At 69.9% G+C, this 18,203-nt stretch carries 19 protein-coding genes; all 19 read left to right on the forward strand.

What is annotated here, in order from left to right; genetic code table 11:
• Window positions 1-110 precede the first annotated feature (110 nt).
• The 19 genes from OO014_RS08795 (at window position 111) to atpD (ending at window position 18,066) form a co-directional block, all read left to right on the forward strand.
• Window positions 111-410: a hypothetical protein gene (locus OO014_RS08795; RefSeq protein WP_272461927.1), complete on the forward strand. Its 300-nt coding sequence runs from the start codon at window positions 111-113 to the stop codon at window positions 408-410.
• A complete protein-coding gene (locus OO014_RS08800) occupies window positions 371-1,054 on the forward strand; it encodes a hypothetical protein (RefSeq protein ID WP_272461928.1) in 684 nt (227 codons plus the stop codon). The genes OO014_RS08795 and OO014_RS08800 overlap by 40 nt, the downstream gene beginning before the upstream one ends.
• A gap of 189 nt (window positions 1,055-1,243) precedes the next feature.
• Window positions 1,244-1,459: a 50S ribosomal protein L31 gene (rpmE, locus tag OO014_RS08805; protein ID WP_272461929.1), complete on the forward strand. Its 216-nt coding sequence runs from the start codon at window positions 1,244-1,246 to the stop codon at window positions 1,457-1,459.
• 87 nt (window positions 1,460-1,546) lie between these two features.
• Entirely contained in the window at window positions 1,547-2,623 is a 1,077-nt protein-coding gene (gene prfA / locus OO014_RS08810) for a peptide chain release factor 1 (RefSeq protein WP_272461930.1), read from the forward strand.
• Window positions 2,620-3,492 carry a peptide chain release factor N(5)-glutamine methyltransferase gene (prmC, locus tag OO014_RS08815; RefSeq protein WP_272461931.1) on the forward strand — a complete coding sequence of 291 codons (873 nt, stop codon included), beginning with the start codon at window positions 2,620-2,622 and terminating at the stop codon, window positions 3,490-3,492. Before prfA ends, prmC begins: the two co-directional genes overlap by 4 nt.
• 72 nt (window positions 3,493-3,564) lie before the next feature.
• Window positions 3,565-5,691 (forward strand): TRAP transporter permease, encoded by a 2,127-nt coding sequence (locus OO014_RS08820; protein ID WP_272461932.1) that lies wholly within the window; start codon window positions 3,565-3,567, stop codon window positions 5,689-5,691.
• Window positions 5,688-6,713: a TAXI family TRAP transporter solute-binding subunit gene (locus tag OO014_RS08825; protein ID WP_272461933.1), complete on the forward strand. Its 1,026-nt coding sequence runs from the start codon at window positions 5,688-5,690 to the stop codon at window positions 6,711-6,713. Before OO014_RS08820 ends, OO014_RS08825 begins: the two co-directional genes overlap by 4 nt.
• A gap of 99 nt (window positions 6,714-6,812) precedes the next feature.
• Window positions 6,813-7,628: an L-threonylcarbamoyladenylate synthase gene (locus OO014_RS08830; protein ID WP_272461934.1), complete on the forward strand. Its 816-nt coding sequence runs from the start codon at window positions 6,813-6,815 to the stop codon at window positions 7,626-7,628.
• Between the two features lie 56 nt (window positions 7,629-7,684).
• Window positions 7,685-8,962, forward strand: a complete 1,278-nt coding sequence (glyA, locus tag OO014_RS08835) for a serine hydroxymethyltransferase (RefSeq protein ID WP_272461935.1) — start codon at window positions 7,685-7,687, stop codon at window positions 8,960-8,962.
• A gap of 79 nt (window positions 8,963-9,041) precedes the next feature.
• On the forward strand, window positions 9,042-10,139 hold the full coding sequence (locus tag OO014_RS08840; protein ID WP_272461936.1) for a glycosyltransferase family 4 protein: 1,098 nt from the start codon (window positions 9,042-9,044) through the stop codon (window positions 10,137-10,139).
• 99 nt (window positions 10,140-10,238) lie between these two features.
• Window positions 10,239-10,679 carry a hypothetical protein gene (locus OO014_RS08845; RefSeq protein WP_272461937.1) on the forward strand — a complete coding sequence of 147 codons (441 nt, stop codon included), beginning with the start codon at window positions 10,239-10,241 and terminating at the stop codon, window positions 10,677-10,679.
• A gap of 24 nt (window positions 10,680-10,703) precedes the next feature.
• Window positions 10,704-10,982 (forward strand): AtpZ/AtpI family protein, encoded by a 279-nt coding sequence (locus tag OO014_RS08850; RefSeq protein WP_272461938.1) that lies wholly within the window; start codon window positions 10,704-10,706, stop codon window positions 10,980-10,982.
• 151 nt (window positions 10,983-11,133) lie between these two features.
• Window positions 11,134-11,937, forward strand: a complete 804-nt coding sequence (gene atpB / locus OO014_RS08855) for a F0F1 ATP synthase subunit A (RefSeq protein ID WP_272461939.1) — start codon at window positions 11,134-11,136, stop codon at window positions 11,935-11,937.
• A 108-nt stretch (window positions 11,938-12,045) separates the two neighbouring features.
• A complete protein-coding gene (locus tag OO014_RS08860) occupies window positions 12,046-12,246 on the forward strand; it encodes an ATP synthase F0 subunit C (RefSeq protein WP_272461940.1) in 201 nt (66 codons plus the stop codon).
• A 56-nt stretch (window positions 12,247-12,302) separates the two neighbouring features.
• Window positions 12,303-12,896, forward strand: a complete 594-nt coding sequence (locus OO014_RS08865) for a F0F1 ATP synthase subunit B (RefSeq protein WP_420485492.1) — start codon at window positions 12,303-12,305, stop codon at window positions 12,894-12,896.
• Window positions 12,896-13,708, forward strand: a complete 813-nt coding sequence (locus tag OO014_RS08870) for a F0F1 ATP synthase subunit delta (RefSeq protein WP_272461941.1) — start codon at window positions 12,896-12,898, stop codon at window positions 13,706-13,708. Before OO014_RS08865 ends, OO014_RS08870 begins: the two co-directional genes overlap by 1 nt.
• 113 nt (window positions 13,709-13,821) lie before the next feature.
• Entirely contained in the window at window positions 13,822-15,453 is a 1,632-nt protein-coding gene (atpA, locus tag OO014_RS08875; RefSeq protein WP_272461942.1) for a F0F1 ATP synthase subunit alpha, read from the forward strand.
• Window positions 15,454-15,625: 172 nt separating this feature from the next.
• The gene (locus OO014_RS08880; RefSeq protein WP_272461943.1) at window positions 15,626-16,567 is read left to right on the forward strand and encodes a F0F1 ATP synthase subunit gamma; all 942 of its coding nucleotides are present in this window, start codon (window positions 15,626-15,628) and stop codon (window positions 16,565-16,567) included.
• Window positions 16,568-16,596: 29 nt separating this feature from the next.
• Window positions 16,597-18,066 (forward strand): F0F1 ATP synthase subunit beta, encoded by a 1,470-nt coding sequence (atpD, locus tag OO014_RS08885; protein ID WP_272461944.1) that lies wholly within the window; start codon window positions 16,597-16,599, stop codon window positions 18,064-18,066.
• Window positions 18,067-18,203: the final 137 nt, after the last annotated feature.

Genomic DNA, 18,203 nt, shown 5'->3' on the forward strand with positions numbered 1-18,203 from the left:
CCTCTGACGGTGCGTGTCAGGGGCGCGACATTCCGCGCCCCTGACACGCACCGTTCTCGTTGTCCACAGGCCCTCAGCGGGGACGCCTCGCGATCCGCCACGATCGCTGCATGCCGACCCCGCAAGCCGTCCGACGACGCCTGCCCAGGCCCGAGCGGGCCGTGGTCGCCCGCGCCGTCGCTGACCTGCACGATGGCGTCGCGCACCGAGCGGACCTGAGGGCGGTCGGCGTGACTCGGGCCGATGTGCGCACCGAGGTCGGCGCGGGTCGATGGGTCACCGCGGGCCGGCACACCGTCGCCGTCCGACCGGGCCCGCTGGGCACCGAGGCCCGACACTGGCAGGCCGTCTGGGAGACGGGTTCCGGAGCGTGCTCGACGGCGCCGCGGCCCTGCTCGCCTCGGGACTGACCGCGTTCCAACCGACACGGATCGACGTGTCGATCCCGCGCAACAACCGCAGGCACGACGTGCCCGGTGTCACCCGGCACCACCGCTCGACGATGCCGCCGGTGCTGGACGTCGGCGTCCCGCGGGTCCGGCCCGAGTGGGCCGCCATCCACGCGGCGCAGTGGGCAGCCTCGGACCGACAGGCTGCGCTGCTGCTCTGCCTCCCGCTCCAGCAACGACTCGTCCGGCCCGAGCGCGTCCTCGAGGCGTGGCACCTGACGCCACGTGGCCCGCGCCATGCCTTCCTCGACGTCGTCCTCGGGGACATCTGCGACGGGGCGCAGTCGCTCGGCGAGCTGGACTTCGCCGCCCTGTGCCGGGATCGGGGCCTGCCCGAGCCGTCCCGGCAGGTGGTGCGGACCCTGCCCGGTGGCCGGGTCTATCTCGACGTCGCGTGGGAGGAGCTCGGCCTCGTCGTCGAGATTGACGGGGGCCATCATGCGCTGGCCCTCAGCCCGGTCGACGACGCGCTGCGCCAGAACGACGTGGTCCTCACCGGCGACCGTGTGCTGCGCATCCCCGTGCTCGGCCTTCGGCTCCGGCCGGACGCCTTCCTCGACCAGGTGGAGCGAGCGCACGCCCTGGCGAGGGGGGCCGCAGCCTGAGTGCCAGAGGCGCGCGTGCCAGAGGCGCGAAGTTTCGCGCGTTCGGCACGCACCGGTCCGCGGACGCCGGTGGGAATGCACCGGCCGGCGACGGCGTTTTGGGGGAGTGCCACACCTCTGGCACACTCTTCCTTTGGACCGGTTCACGGCACGTGCGCCGACCCGGCCACTCAAACCAAGGAGACTGCGTTGAAGAAGGACCTTCACCCCGACTACGTGGAGACCCAGGTCACCTGCACCTGTGGCAACACGTTCACCACCCGCAGCACCGCGAAGTCCGGCGTCATCCACGCGGACGTCTGCTCGCAGTGCCACCCGTTCTACACGGGCAAGCAGAAGATCCTCGACACCGGTGGCCGCGTGGCCCGGTTCGAGGCCCGTTACGGCAAGAAGGCCGCCAAGTAGGTCTCCCGTCCGCCGGCCCCCGCGACGACTGTCGCCGGGGCCGGCGTTCGCTTTACGGCAACGTTCCCGGACCCGAGGTGAGGCACCGTGCTTGAGTCAGTTCAGGCGATCCTCGACGAGTACGCCGACCTCGAGTCCCGGCTCGCGGACCCTGCGGTCCACAGCGACCAGGACCTGGTGCGCACGCTCAACAAGCGCTACGCCGCCCTCGGCGCGACGGTCGCCACCGCGCGGGCCTGGCAGGCCGCCCAGGACGACGTCCAGGCAGCCCGCGAGCTCGCCGCCGAGGACCCGGCCTTCGCGGAGGAGCTGCCCGGCCTCGAGGAGACGCTCGCCGAGGCGGAGGAGCACCTGCGCCGCCAGCTCGTGCCGCGCGACCCCGACGACGACCGTGACGTGATCCTCGAGGTCAAGGCAGGCGAGGGTGGGGACGAGTCGGCCCTCTTTGCCGGTGACCTGTTGCGCATGTACCTGCGCTACGCCGAGCGGCGCGGCTGGCGCACCCAGATCGAGGACGCGACCGAGTCCGACCTCGGCGGCTACAAGGACGTGCGCGTCTCGATCAAGGCCAAGGGTGCTCCGGGGCCGGAGGAGGCGCCCTGGGCGAGACTCAAGTACGAGGGCGGCGTCCACCGCGTCCAGCGCGTCCCCGTCACGGAGTCCCAGGGCCGCATCCACACGAGCGCCGCGGGTGTGCTCGTCATGCCGGAGGCCGAGGACGTCGAGGTGACGATCGACCCCAACGACCTGCGCATCGACGTCTACCGCAGCTCGGGCCCGGGCGGCCAGAGCGTCAACACGACCGACTCGGCCGTGCGCATCACCCATTTGCCGACCGGTCTCGTCGTCTCGTGCCAGAACGAGAAGTCCCAGCTCCAGAACAAGGAGGCCGCCCTCCGGGTCCTGCGCGCCCGCCTCCACCAGATCGCGAAGGACGAGGCTGACGCAGAGGCCTCGGCGGCCCGCCGCAGCCAGGTCCGCACCGTCGACAGGTCCGAGCGGATCCGCACCTACAACTTCCCGGAGAACCGCATCTCCGACCACCGCACGGGCTACAAGTCCTACAACCTCGACCACGTCCTCGACGGCGACCTCGACCCGGTCGTCCAGTCGGCCCTCGATGCCGACGAGGCGGCCAAGCTCGCCGCGCTGGCGGACCAGTGACCGACCTGCGCTCGCTCGTTCGCGCCGCCGCCGGCACCCTGCGCGAGGCGGGCGTCGCGTCACCGGACGTCGATGCCGTCGAGCTCGCCGCGCACGTCCTCGCCGTGGACACCCCCGAGGTCCGTCGGCTGATGATCGTGGGGGGCCGGCTCCCACACGCCTTCGAGGAGTCGTATGCCGCTGTGCTGGCCGAGCGCATCCGGCGCGTCCCGCTCCAGCACCTCACCGGACGGGCCCACTTCCACAGGCTGACCCTGCACGTCGGTCCGGGCGTCTTCGTGCCGCGACCCGAGACCGAGGTGCTCGTCGACCTCGCCCTCGCGGAGGTCGACCGCCGGTGCGAGAGCGAGCCCAGCGGCATACGACTCGTTGACCTGTGCTCGGGGTCGGGGGCCATCGCGCTCGCGATCAAGGAGGAGCGCCCGGAGGTCGCGGTTCGCGCACTCGAACTGTCCACCGACGCCATCGCCTGGGCGGCGGCCAACCGGGACCGGCTCGGCCTCGACGTCGAGCTGGCGCAGGGCGACGCGACTCGACCCGCGTTCGCGGACTGGGCCGGCACGGTCGACGTCGTGACCGTCAACCCGCCCTACATCCCGGTCGGCGCGGTGCCGGTGGACCCCGAGGTGCGCGACCACGACCCGGAGCTCGCCCTCTACGGCGGCAGTGAGGACGGCCTGGCGATCCCGCTGCGGGTCGCGGCCGCGGCTGCGACCCTGCTCCGGCCCGGCGGGCTGCTCCTCATGGAGCACGCCGACAGCCAAGGCCAGTCGCTGCCGGCGCGGCTCTCCGCGGCCGGGTGGGCCGACGCCGAGGACCACGCCGACCTGGCCGGACGGCCCCGCGTCACCTCGGCTCGCCGCAGCTGAGACGCGATCCGTGGCCAAGATGTAAGGCGCGCTAGGCACCCGTCGGGGGCCATCCTGTGAAAGCGTCCCGGTATGTCCCACGACGAAGCGGTGACACCGGGCCCGACGCGCCTCAAGCCTGGGGAGCGCGACGACGTCGTCGACGTCGACTTCCTCATCTCGGAGTTCGACGAGGAGCGGCCGCAGCGCCGGCTGGGCCCCCGGCTCGACGCCGGGGTCGTGCTCATCTCGTTCCTGATCTCGGTCTTCGTCCTCGTCCAGGTCTTCGCCCCGCTCCGGCAGGGCAACCAGTTCTACCTCATGCTCTTCCTCGGCTTCGTGCTGCCGCTCGTCTTCGTCAACTACCGGCCGCGCAAGCGGGCCCCGGGGGAGCGGGCCCCCCTCGACCACCCCGGCCCGCTCGACTGGGCGCTGGCCCTCGTGGCCCTCACGGTGACGCTCTATCCGGTGCTCCCGGTCCAGCTCGGGGACAGCGGCGGCGGCTTCAACGCCTTCCTCGACCGGCAGGGCCAGCTGACGACGGTCGACGTCGTCATGGGGGCGCTGCTCACGGTCCTCATCCTCGAGGCGACGCGGCGCACGACGGGCCCGGTGCTGCCGATCGTCGCGCTGGCCTTCTTCGCCTACGCCTACTACGGCGGGTTCCTGCCGATCGACTGGCCCATCTCGCACGCGGGCATCGACTTCGACCAGATCATCAACGGCTTCTACAACGACCAGTCCGGGTTCTACGGCGTGCCGCTCGACGTCGCCGCGACCTACATCGTGCTGTTCACCATCTACGGCGCCGTCCTCGACGCGACCGGTGCCGGACGGTTCTTCATCAACTTCAGCTTCTCGGTCTTCGGCCAGTCCCGGACGGCACCGGGCCGCACGGTCACGCTGAGCGGTTTCCTGCTCGGCACGGTGTCCGGCTCGGGCACGGCCACCGCGGTCAGCCTCGGCGCCGTCGCCTGGCCGATCCTCAAGCGGGCCGGCTACCCCAGGGAGAACGCCGGCGGCATGCTCGCCGCAGCCGGCATCGGCGCGATCCTCTCGCCACCGACCCTCGGCGCCGCCGCCTTCATCATCGCGGAGTACCTGTCGACGAACTACCTCCAGGTGCTGCTCTGGGCCAGCGTCCCCACGCTGCTCTACTACCTCGGGATCGTGCTCGCCGTGGAGATCGACGCCCGGCGCTTCGGGGTCAACGCCGTTGAGGTGCCCCACCAGAACCCGTGGTGGCTGCTCCTGCGCTTCGGCTACCACCTGGCCTCCCTCGGCGTGATCGTGGTCTTCCTCGCGCTCGGCGTGCCGCCCTTCCGGGCGGTGGTCTACTCGACCCTCCTCGCGGCCGTCGTCGGCCTCGTCGAGCGGCTCGTCTCAGGACGGGACCCCCTCGACCCCGACGCCGCCGAGCAGCCGCGCGGGCGGGCCGTCCTCACCTATGCCGGGCAGCTCTACCACGCGCTCGCCACCGGTGCCCGGTCGGTGCTGCCGATCGCGGCGGTGTGCGCGGCGGCCGGCATCATCACCTCCGTCATCGTCAAGACGGGCCTGGGGCAGAACCTCGCCAGCCTGCTCGTGCAGGCCGCCAACGCCGTCAGTGACAACCCGGCCATCGTCGTCGTCGTCACCGCGGTGCTCTCGGCGATCGCGATCATCGTCCTCGGGCTCGCCGTGCCGGTGACCGCGTCGTTCATCATCAGCTGGGTCGTCATCGGCCCGGCGCTCCAGTCACTCGGCGTGAGCGGCCCCGAGACGGCGATGTTCATCTTCTACTACGCCGTCCTCTCCGAGGTCTCACCGCCGACGGCCCTCGCCGCCGTCGCCTCCGCGGCCATCACCGGGGGCGACACGATCCGAACGATGTGGCAGGCGGCGAAGTACACCCTGCCCGCCTTCCTCGCGCCGCTCGCCTTCGTCATGACGGAGAACGGCTCGCACCTGCTCCTGCAGGGGCCGCTCATCGACGTCGCCTGGACGACCGCCGTCTCGATGATCGCCGTCGCTGCCCTCGCGGCGGTGACCGGAGGGTGGCTCGTGCGGGCCGCCTCACCGCTCGAGCGGGCCCTCTGCGTGCCGGCCGCCGCCCTCCTGCTCTTCCTCCAGCCCGTCACGATCGCCATCGGTCTCGGCTTCCTCGCCGCGGCCATCGCCGTCAACCTCCTCCGCACCAGACCCACCACACCCGCCCACGCAGCAAAGGAGCTGTCATGACACCCATCACGAGCCCCACCCGGCGACGCCGCCTGACGACCGCCGTCGGAGCCCTGGTCATCGCCGGCCTGGCCCTCAGCGCCTGCGGTGGCAAGCAGACCCAGGAGCCACCATCCGCCGGTGCCCCGACCGGAGGGGCCGCATCCTGCGAGATCTCCGCCGGACAGGTCACCATCGCCACGGGCAACAGCACGGGCGTCTACTACGTCCTCGGCGGCGGCATCGCCACCCTGCTGAGCACGACGACGCCGCTCAAGGCGACGGCCGCGGAGACGGGCGCCTCCGTCCAGAACATCCAGCAGCTCGCCGGCGGCCAGTACGACATCGCCTTCTCCCTGGCCGACACCGCGGCCGACGCCGTCCAGGGCAAGGGCGCGTTCACCGAGCCCCAGAAGGTCCAGGCCCTGGGGCGCATCCACTCCAACTACACGCAGGTCGTCGTCCGCAAGGACTCCGGGATCAAGAGCATGGAGGACATGCGGGGCAAGCGGATCTCCACCGGCTCGCCCAAGTCCGGCACCGAGGTCATCGCGACCCGGCTGCTTCAGTCCGCCGGTCTCGACATCAACTCCGACGTGCAGGCCCAGCGTCTCGAGCTCGGCAAGACCGTCGACGGCATGAAGGACGGCTCGATCGACGGCTTCGTCTGGTCCGGTGGCCTGCCGACGCCCGCCCTCACCGACCTGTTCACCTCGCAGAAGGACGCCGTCGAGTTCATCGACATCACGCCCACCCTGCCCAAGATGAAGGAGATCAACCCGGTCTATGCCGAGGGCTCCATCCCGGCCGCGACCTACGGCCTGGCCTCCGACGTCAAGACGATCGTCGTGCCCAACGTCCTGCTCGTCCGGGACGACTTCCCGACCGGCAACGCCTGCGGCATCGTCAAGCTGCTCTGGGGCAGCGCTGACGTGCTCGCGAAGGTCCACCCCTCCGGCAAGGAGCTCGTCAAGGAGACCGGCGCCAACACCGACCCCATCCCGCTCCACCCCGGCGCCAAGCAGGCCTTCGACGCCATGTGACCGACTTCTTGCGTATGCCGCTGGGCTGGGACCGCGCTGACCCGCGGACCCAGCCCAGCGGCATACGGCAGCACGACGTCTGCAAGTAGGCTCTGGCGGGTGACTGAGCGCTACGACTGCACCGACCCGACGGGCCGCTCGGAGGGCATGGCGGCAGCCGGGCAGGCCATCCGCACCGGCCGGATCGTCGTCCTGCCGACCGACACCGTCTACGGAGTGGGCTGCGACGCCTTCGACGCCGAGGCCGTCGCCAGCGTGCTGGCTGCCAAGGGACGCGGCCGGGAGATGCCCCCGCCGGTCCTCATCCCCACCGCGCGCACCGCGCACGGCCTCGCGACCCAGGTCCCCGACTACGCCCAGAAGCTGATGGAGCGGTTCTGGCCCGGTCCGCTCACCCTCGTGCTCAAGGCGCAGACGTCGCTGCACTGGGACCTGGGGGAGACCAACGGCACGGTGGCTCTGCGCGTGCCGGACAACGAGATCGCACTCGAGCTGCTCCGCGACATCGGGCCGATGGCGGTGACGAGCGCCAACACGACCGGCGCGCCGGCCGCTCGCACCGTCGACGAGGCCCAGCAGATGCTGGGGGAGTCCGTCGCCGTCTACCTCGACGGGGGGCCGAGCGCGGACGCCGCGCCGTCCACGATCATCGACTGCACGGGGGACGAGCCGCGCACGCTCCGGCTCGGCGCCCTGCCGCAGAGCGACATCGACGCGGCCCTCGCTCCCGAGCCCGAGCCCGAGGTGGAGCCGGAGCCGGAGCCGCAGCCGGAGCCGGAGCCGCAGCCGGAGTCGGAGTCGGAGTCGGAACCGGAGTCGGAGTCGGAGGCAGAGGCGGAGGGAGAGCCTGAGCCCGAGCCTGAGGGCCGGCCCGAGGCGGAGAGCCCCGAGCAGGAGACCGGCCCCACGGCCTAGAGTTGGCCCGAACGCCACCTGTCCGAACGCCCCAGCATCAGCTACGGAGATCTCCCATGTCTGACGACACGTTCTACGGCTCCGACTTCGGCGCCCTGCAGTCCTTCGACCCGGAGATCGCCGGAGTGCTCCTCTCCGAGCTCGGCCGGATCCGCAGCGGCCTGCAGCTCATCGCGAGCGAGAACATCAGCTCCCCGGCGGTCCTCACGGCGCTGGGTTCGGTGCTGTCCAACAAGTACGCCGAGGGCTACCCCGGCCGGCGCTACTACGGCGGCTGCTCCGAGGTCGACAAGGCCGAGCAGATCGCGATCGACCGGGCCAAGGAGCTCTTCGGGGCCGAGCACGCCAACGTCCAGGCGCACTCGGGCGCCTCGGCCAACCAGGCCGTCTACGGCGCTTTCATGCAGCCCGGTGACACGCTCCTCGCGATGAGCCTGCCGATGGGCGGCCACCTGACCCACGGCTCGAAGGTCTCGTTCTCCGGCAAGTGGTTCAACGCGGTCGGCTACGGCGTCGACCGCGAGACCGAGGACATCGACTACGACCAGGTCGAGGCGCTCGCCAAGGAGCACCGGCCCAAGGTCATCTGCGCGGGCGGTTCGGCGATCCCGCGGCTGATCGACTTCGCGCGGTTCCGCGCCATCGCCGACGAGGTCGGCGCGCTGCTCTGGGTCGACGCGGCGCACTTCATCGGCCTCGTCGCCGGCAAGGCGATCCCGTCTCCCGTGCCCTACGCCGACGTCGTGACGTTCACCACGCACAAGGTGCTGCGTGGCCCCCGATCGGGTGCGCTCGTCTGCAAGGCCGAGCACGCCGCAGCCCTCGACAAGGCGATCTTCCCGATGATGCAGGGCGGGCCGCAGATGCACACCATCGCGGCCAAGGCGGTCAACTTCAAGGAGGCCGCCTCGGCCGAGTACGCCGAGTACGCCCGCAACGTCATCGCCAACAGCCAGCAGCTCGCGGCGAGCCTCAAGGAGCTGGGCATCCGGCCGACGACCGGCGGCACCGACACGCACCTGTCGCTGCTCGACCTGCAGGGCATCGGGGTGACCGGCAAGGACGCCGAGGCGCGCTCCGACGCGGCCGGCATCGTGCTCAACAAGAACGCCATCCCGTTCGACCCGCAGAAGCCCAACATCGCCTCCGGCATCCGGGTCGGCACGCCGTCCGTGACCACGCAGGGGATGGGCGTCGAGGAGATGAAGACGATCGCGCGCCTCATCCACACCGCCGTGACCAAGGGTGACGGCGACCCTGGCTCCCCGGTGAGCCAGGAGGTCCGCGCCGAGGTCACCGACCTCGTCACGCGGTTCCCCGCGTACCCCCGCTGAGGAACTCGTGCCACAGACCACGCTGCCGTATGCCGCTGGGCCAGCTCAGCGGCATACGGCGCCGTCGGCGGGCGGCTGAGTGCACGAGTACGTCCTCATCCTCATCGTCGCTGCCGGCGTCACCTACATCGCGACGCCGTTCGTGCGCAGCCTTGCCGTGGCGACGGGTGCGTTCACTGCTGTCCGGGACCGCGACGTCCACAAGACCCCGATCCCGCGGCTCGGTGGTGTCGGCATCTACCTCGGCTTCGTCGCCGCGGCGCTCGTGGCCCGCAACCTGCCCTACCTCGGCACGCTCTTCGCCGACCGGCAGATCCTCGGGGTGCTCGCGGCGGGCGGCATCGTCTGCCTGCTGGGCGCCTTCGACGACATCCGTGAGCTCGACTGGCTGACCAAGCTGGCCGGGCAGATCCTCGCCGCCGGGCTGATGGCCTATGCGGGTGTCCAGCTGCTCTCCCTGCCGATCTCGGGCACGACGATCCTGCCGACGCCGGTGCTCGTGCTCGTCACCGTCCTCGTCGTCATCGCCACGACCAACGCGGTGAACTTCATCGACGGGCTCGACGGGCTCGCCGCCGGAGTTGTCGGGATCGCGGCGCTCGCGTTCTTCATCTACAGCTACATCGTGTCGCGCGACTTCGTGCCGGCCAACGTCTTCTCGGTGGCGACGCTCATCTCGGCGGCGCTGGTCGGCTGCTGCGCCGGGTTCCTGCCCCACAACTTCAACCCGGCGCGTCTCTTCATGGGCGACTCGGGGGCGCTGACGCTCGGGCTGCTCCTGTCCGCGGCGACGATCACGCTGACCGGCAACGTCGACCCGAGCGAGGTCACCGCCAACCAGGTGACCGCGGTCTTCCTGCCGCTGCTCGTTCCCGTCGCCGTGCTGCTGCTGCCGTTCCTCGACATGCTGCTCGCCGTGATCCGCCGCACGCGGGCGGGGAAGCGGCCCTGGCACCCGGACGCGATGCACCTGCACCACCGGATGCTCCGGATCGGGCACAGCCACCGGCGCGCGGTGCTCATCATGTATCTCTGGGCAGCCATTGTCGCGCTCGGCTCCGTGTCCTTCGTCGTCTGGGAGGGCTGGCGCCCGTTGGGGGTCATCTCGGTGGCCACCGTCATCGGGGTGGTTCTCACCGTGTGGCTGCCGAAGTGGAGGCCGCACGAGCGCTTGTGATACCTTTCACAAGCACCGGGAGCGACCTTCATGCCGCTCGCCCACCGGTCAGATCACCCCCATCGCCACCCGATCCCCACCCCGTGAGGTAGCTCAGTCGTGAGGACCAGCCAGAGCCGCACCGGTGCGCCGTCGCCGGTTCGCTCGATGCTCCGGACCTCCCTGGCGTTCTCCGCGGTGAGCGTGCCCGTGATCACCCTCGGCGCCTGGCTGCTGCGCGGATCCGACGGGGTGGCCTCGGGACTGCTCGGGGCCGTGGTCGCCGTCGCCTTCTTCGTCGTCGGCGCGCAGGGGATGCGCGCCGTCATCGCCGGGGACGCGGGCCTGTCCATGGCCGGTGCCCTCGTCGTCTACATCGGCCAGCTCATCGCTCTCGTCGCCGTCTTCCTCGCCCTGCGCGGGGCCGAGTGGCTCGACGGACGGGCCTTCGCGGCTGCGGCCATCATCCAGACGCTGGTCTGGCAGGTCGGGCAGGTCGTCGGCTTCCGCCGCGGCCGCCACGAGATCTATCCCGACGTCACGCTGCCCTCGGGGTCGTGATGTCTCTCTCAGTCGGAGGTCGCCATGACCGAGCCCCAGCCCCAGCCGGACGAGTCCAGGCGCGACGACTCCACGCCGGACGAGGCGAAGCCGGAGAGCGTCGTGGTCTCGGCCGGGAAGTTCGCCGCGGACCAGACCTCGGCCAGCATCGTGGCCTATCTGATCACCGGCCCTGTCGTCTTCGGGGGGCTCGGGGTGCTGCTCGACGGGTGGCTGGGGACCGGCTTTCTCGTCGTGCTCGGCCTGCTCGGTGGGATGGCCCTGTCGCTGTACGTGATCTGGCTCCGGTACGGTACGCCGTAGCATTCTCGGCTGAACGCAACCTGAGCGGCCCGCGAGGGCAGCGGCCAGGTTCAGCGGCTCGGCACCTCGGTGGCCGCGTCGTGACGCGCGGTCGCCCCGCCCCCCACCGTTCAGCCCCAATGTGTTCGACATTCATGACCAAGGAGAGCTTGTGAGCTTCAACGTGCTGGCGTCCACGCTGGGCACCATGGCCCCTGCGGAGGGCTTCCCGCCCACGCCCGAGATCTTCTGGCAGCCGCTGTTCTCCGTCGCGGGGGTGTCGATCACCCGGGCCATGGTCGTCGCCGCGATCTCCGTCGTGGGCATCGCCTGGTGGCTCGTCGCGACGACGCAGCGCGCCGCGGTCGTGCCGTCCAAGGGGCAGTTCTTCACCGAGGGCGTCTACGGCTTCGTCCGCAACGGCATCGCCAAGGACATGATCGGCAGCAAGGACTTCCTCCGCTTCGTCCCGCTGCTCTTCTCGCTCTTCATCTTCATCCTGGTCAACAACCTCTTCGGCATCGTGCCGTTCATCCAGATGCCGACGATGTCGCGGATCGGCTTCCCGATCGCGCTCGTCCTGGTCGTCTACGTCGTCTACCACGGCATCGGGATCAAGAAGCACGGCCTCGCCGGCTACTTCAAGTTCCTCGTGCCGGGTGGGCTGCCGGGCTGGATCGTTCCCTTCATCTTCGTGCTGGAGTTCATCACCTTCTTCATCACGCGGCCGCTGACGCTCGCCCTGCGACTCTTCGGCAACATGTTCGCCGGCCACATGCTCCTCGTCGTCTTCATCGTCGGCGGGTGGGAGCTGTTCCTCGCGGACAGCTTCTTCCTCAAGCTGGCCGCGCTGCCCGCGTGGGTGCTCGCCTTCGCCTTCACCCTCTTCGAGGGGCTGGTGCAGTTCCTGCAGGCCTACGTCTTCACCCTGCTCGCCGCCTCCTACATCGGTGGCGCGCTCGCCGACGAGCACTGATCGTCGGCACCCCGAGCCCCAGCGCCCGGGACAACTGAAAAACCCCCAAGAACATCTGGACGGCACGGTGCCGGCAGATCACCCAAAACACACGAAAGAGGAAACATCGTGGAAGGCAACCTCTCGCTCGTCGGCTACGGACTCGCGACCATCGGCCCGGCCATCGCCGTCGGCCTGATCTTCGCCGCGTACATCAACGGTGTCGCCCGCCAGCCCGAGTCCGGCAAGCTCCTCCAGCCGATCGCCATTCTCGGCTTCGCCCTCGCCGAGGCGCTCGCGATCTTCGGCCTGGTGCTCTTCTTCCTCTGACGATCCCGCTCCGGCTCGTCACGCACCGTTCGCAGCACTAGGCACAAGGAGTATCCGTGCAGCTCAATGCCATTCTCCCGGCTCTGATGCCGGGTCAAGAGGAGCCCTCGGCAACCCTGCCGATCCTCCCTTACCTTCCCGAGCTGGTCTTCGGCCTCATCGCCTTCGCCATCATCTACTGGGTGGTGCAGTCGAAGGTCGTCCCGAACCTCGAGAAGGCCTATGCCGAGCGCACCGAGGCCATCCAGGGCGGCATCCACAAGGCCGAGGAGGCCCAGGCGCAGGCCCAGGCTGCTCTCGAGCAGTACCAGGCCCAGCTGACCGAGGCGCGCGCCGAGGCGTCGCGAATCCGTGAGGACGCCAAGGCCCAGGGTGCGCAGATCATCGCCGAGATGCGCGAGCAGGCCGCGTCCGAGGCGGCGCGCCTCACCGACATCGCCCACAAGCAGATCGAGGCGGAGCGCCAGCAGGCGATCGTCTCGCTGCGCAGCGACGTCGGCCGCATGTCCACCGACCTCGCGAGCCGCATCGTCGGCGAGTCGCTGCACGAGGAGACCCGCCAGAAGGGCATCGTCGAGCGCTTCCTCGCCGAGCTCGAGTCGGGTGACGTGGTCCGCGAGAAGGTCGGCAGCAAGGGTGAGGACGCCTGATGCAGGGATCCTCACGCGCAGCTGCGGCCGGGAGCCGCGAGGCGTTCACGGGTGCACTCGCGGCCACGGCTGACCGTTCGCGGTTGGCCGAGGAGCTCTTCGCCGTCGTCGGCGCCCTGGATGGCAACGCCACCCTGCGCCGGGCCCTCGCCGATCCGTCGCGTGAGGGAGCGGACAAGGCCGCCTTGGCCGAGAAGCTCTTCGCGGGCAAGGTGAGCGCGGAGACGCTCGTCGTGCTCAAGGGTGTCGTCGGGCAGCGCTGGAGCACGGAGCGCGACCTGTCCGACACCCTGGAGTCCTACGGCGTCGAGACGATCATCGCCTCGGCCGAGACGGCAGACCGGGCGGACCAGGTGGAGGACGAGCTCTTCCACTTCGAGCGCATCGTCGCTGCCAACGAGCAGCTGCGCGGGGCGCTCGGCGACCAGACGGTGGCCGCGGAGCGTCGCGCCACTCTCGTCACGTCCCTGCTCGAGGGGAAGGCTGCGGACGAGACGCTCGCCCTGGCTCGCCAGGCCGTCGTCGCCCCCCGGGGCCGGCGCTTCGACCGCACGGTCGCCGGCTTCCTCGAGACGGCTTCAGCCCGACGCGAGCAGCAGACGGCGACGGTCATCTCCGCGGTGCCGCTCACCGACGACGACCGCGCCCGTCTGGCCGCGGGGCTGTCCTCGATCTACGGTGGCAAGGTCCACCTCAACACCGTCGTCGACCCTCGGGTCCTCGGCGGGGTCAAGGTCGAGATCGGCGACGAGGTCATCGACGGCACCATCATGCGCAAGCTCGACGCGGCCCGCCGCGCGATGGGCGCATAACCAGCACGTGCGCAGGCGCGCCGGCCAACCGAGCGTGAGAGCCACCGAAAACACCCAGCTTTGGAACACCACCGACTCGCGGAGTGCGGGTCGAAACGAGGAGAAGATCTGACATGACGGAGCTTTCGATCCGTCCGGAGGAGATCCGGGAAGCGCTGGACTCGTTCGTCCAGTCCTACGAGCCCGGCGCGGCCTCCCGCGAAGAGGTCGGCCGCGTCACCGACGCCGGTGACGGTATTGCTCACGTCGAGGGTCTGCCCTCGGCCATGACCAACGAGCTGCTGCAGTTCGAGGACGGGACCCTGGGCCTCGCGCTCAACCTCGACGTCCACGACATCGGTGTCGTCATCCTCGGTGACTTCGCCGGCATCGAGGAGGGCCAGACGGTCAAGCGGACGGGTGAGGTCCTGTCCGTCCCCGTCGGCGACGACTTCCTCGGTCGCGTCATCGACCCGCTCGGCACGCCCATCGACGGGCTCGGCGAGATCAAGTCCGAGCAGCGCCGCGCCCTCGAGCTGCAGGCCCCCACGGTGGTCCAGCGCAAGTCGGTGCACGAGCCGCTGCAGACCGGCATCAAGTCGATCGACGCGATGACCCCGATCGGGCGTGGCCAGCGCCAGCTCATCATCGGCGACCGCCAGACCGGCAAGACGACGGTCGCGATCGACACGATCATCAACCAGAAGCGCAACTGGGAGTCCGGCGACCCGGATCAGCAGGTCCGCTGCATCTACGTCGGCATCGGCCAGAAGGGCTCGACCATCGCGTCGGTCCGGGCCACCCTGGAGGAGGCCGGCGCCCTCGAGTACACGACGATCGTCGCGGCCCCCGCGTCCGACTCGGCCGGCTTCAAGTACCTCGCGCCCTACACCGGCTCGGCCATCGGCCAGCACTGGATGTACCAGGGCAAGCACGTCCTCATCGTCTTCGATGACCTGTCCAAGCAGGCCGAGGCCTACCGCGCCGTGTCGCTGCTGCTGCGCCGCCCGCCGGGCCGCGAGGCCTACCCGGGTGACGTCTTCTACCTGCACTCGCGGTTGCTCGAGCGCTGCGCGAAGCTCTCCGACGACCTCGGTGCGGGCTCCATGACCGGTCTGCCGATCATCGAGACGAAGGCCGGTGACGTCTCTGCGTACATCCCGACCAACGTCATCTCGATCACGGACGGCCAGATCTACCTCCAGGCCGACCTGTTCAACGCCAACGTCCGTCCGGCGATCGACGTGGGTGTGTCCGTGTCCCGAGTCGGTGGTGCGGCTCAGATCAAGGCGATGAAGTCGGTCGCCGGCCGCCTCAAGCTCGACCTCGCGCAGTTCCGTGCGATGGAGGCGTTCGCCATGTTCGCCTCCGACCTCGACCCGGCGTCGCGGGCCCAGCTCGCCCGCGGTGCGCGACTCGTCGAGCTGCTCAAGCAGCCGCAGTCCTCGCCGTACCCCGTCGAGGAGCAGGTCGTCTCGATCTGGGCCGGCACGACGGGCCGGCTCGACGACATCGCCGTCGAGGACGTCCGCACGTTCGAGGCCGAGCTGCTCGACACGCTGCGCCGTGACGGAGCGATCCTCCAGACGATCCGCGAGACCCTCAAGCTCGACGAGGACACCGAGGCCGCCCTGGCGAAGGTCTTCGACGATGTGAAGTTCACGTTCAAGGGCACCGGCCGTGAGGGCCTCGAGGCCGGGCACGAGGAGTTCGACGAGCTCGAGTCCGACGAGATCACCCAGGCCCAGATCGTCAAGTCCAAGTAGCACCCCTGGCCGCTGGCCCGCTGCCCCGAGTGCCCGCCCGCCGGGCGCTCGGGGACGGGCCGGGCGGGATGGCCTGCACGAGAAGCCAGCCCAGCGGCATACCGCAGAACCTGGGCCTGACGGCCCCACGAACTGAACGTCCACGCTCACGAGACCAAGAGAGGCGGAGCACATGGGAGCGCAGATGCGGATCTACCGCCAGCGCATCAAGTCCGTCAACTCCATCAAGAAGATCACCAACGCGATGGAGCTGATCGCGGCCGCACGCGTCGTCAAGGCCCGGCAGCGGGCCGTCGAGGCGATGCCCTACACGACCGCACTGACGCGCGCAGTCTCCGCAGTGGCGAGCCACACCAACGAGGACCACCCGCTGACGACGGCGAAGGAGACGGTGCAGCGCGCCGGCGTCGTCATCATCACGTCCGACCGTGGCCTCGCCGGCTCCTACGCGGCTTCGGCGCTCAAGGAGGCGGCCGAGCTGGTCGCCCGCCTGCAGAGCGAGGGCAAGGAGGTCGTGCCCTACCTCGTCGGTCGCAAGGCCGTCGCCTACTACAAGTTCCGCAAGCGCTCCTACGCCGCCGAGTGGAGCGGGTTCACCGACGCGCCCCGGTTCGAGCACGCCAGTGAGATCGCCGACCGGATCACGGCTGACTTCCTCAAGGACACGGAAGAGGGCGGCAACGACGAGATCCACATCGTCTACACCCGCTTCCGCTCGATGGTGCGCCAGGACCCGCACGTCCTGCGCCTGCTGCCCCTCGAGGTCGTCGAGGCCGAGGAGGCCGAGAGCGACACGGGCCTCGACTTCTCCGTGACGGAGTACCAGGAGGGCCAGCTCGTCCCGCAGTACGAGTTCGAGCCGAGCGCCGACCAGGTCCTCGACCTGCTCCTGCCGAAGTACGTCCGCAACCGGATCTTCACCTGCCTGCTCAGCTCGGCGGCCTCGGAGCTCGCCGCCCGCCAGCGCGCGATGAAGTCCGCGACGGACAACGCCTCCGAGCTCATCAAGAAGTACCAGCGGCTGGCCAACCAGGCTCGCCAGGCCGGCATCACGCAAGAGATCAGCGAAATCGTGGGCGGCGCCAACGCCCTCGCCGACGCGACGAAGAAGTAACCCGTACTAGGTAATAAGGAAGATCCACCATGACTGCAACTGTCAGTGACAACGTGGGGGCGGCCGGTCAGGGGCCCAGTGCGGGCGGCGTCGGACGCATCTCTCGCATCATCGGCCCGGTCGTCGACGTCGAGTTCCCCAACGACGCGATGCCCGAGCAGTACAACCTGCTCACGACCGAGGTGACCCTCTCGGGCGAGACGAAGAAGCTCAACCTCGAGGTCGCCCAGCACATCGGCGACAACATGGTCCGGGCCATCTCGCTCCAGCCGACCGACGGCCTGGTCCGCGGCACGGCCGTTCAGGACACCGGCGGCCCGATCAGCGTGCCGGTCGGCAACGTCACGCTCGGCAAGGTCTTCAACGCGACCGGTGACTGCCTCAACCTCGAAGAGGGCGAGAAGCTCGAGGTCACCGAGCGCTGGGGGATCCACCGCAAGGCCCCGGCCTTCGACCAGCTCGAGTCCAAGACCCAGATGTTCGAGACGGGCATCAAGGTCATCGACCTGCTCACCCCGTACGTCCAGGGTGGCAAGATCGGCCTCTTCGGTGGTGCCGGTGTCGGCAAGACGGTGCTCATCCAGGAGATGATCGCCCGTGTCGCCCGCGACCACGGTGGTGTGTCGGTGTTCGCCGGTGTCGGTGAGCGCACCCGTGAGGGCAACGACCTCATGGTCGAGATGGAGGAGGCCGGCGTCCTCGGTCAGACCTCGCTCGTCTTCGGCCAGATGGACGAGCCGCCGGGCACCCGCCTGCGCGTCGCCCTGTCGGCCCTGACGATGGCGGAGTACTTCCGCGACGTCCAGAAGCAGGACGTGCTCCTCTTCATCGACAACATCTTCCGGTTCACGCAGGCCGGCTCCGAGGTCTCCACCCTCCTCGGCCGCATGCCGTCCGCCGTGGGCTACCAGCCCACCCTCGCGGACGAGATGGGCGTGCTCCAGGAGCGCATCACCTCGACGCGTGGTCACTCGATCACGTCGATGCAGGCGATCTACGTGCCGGCCGACGACTACACCGACCCGGCCCCGGCCACGACGTTCGCGCACCTCGACGCGACGACCGAGCTCTCGCGTGACATCGCATCCATGGGTATCTACCCGGCCGTGGACCCGCTGACCTCGACGTCGCGGATCCTCGACCCGCGCTACGTGTCGGCCGAGCACTACAGCACCGCGGTGCGGATCCGGTCGATCCTCCAGCGCAACAAGGAGCTGCAGGACATCATCGCGATCCTCGGTGTCGACGAGCTCTCCGAAGAGGACAAGATCCTCGTCAACCGGGCTCGCCGGATCCAGCGCTTCCTCTCGCAGAACACCTACGTTGCCAAGCAGTTCACCGGCATCGAGGGCTCGACCGTGCCGCTGGTCGACACCATCGAGGCGTTCACGAAGATCGCCGACGGCGAGTACGACCACGTCGCCGAGCAGGCCTTCTTCATGTGTGGTGGCCTCGACGACGTCGAGCGCCAGTGGGCGGAGATCCAGAAGAACCTCTGAGGTTCCCCCTCGCACGAGCAGTGCACATCTGGCCAGCGCCGGTCCCCCCTCGGGAGACCGGCGCTGAGCCGTTCTCCGGGGGCTCTCCGTCGCGGGGATGAGGCCGCCGCGACCCGCGGGCGAGGTACGCGCGGCCC

The organism is Intrasporangium calvum, from assembly GCF_028446585.1.
Taxonomy (GTDB): Bacteria; Actinomycetota; Actinomycetes; order Actinomycetales; family Dermatophilaceae; genus Intrasporangium; species Intrasporangium calvum_A.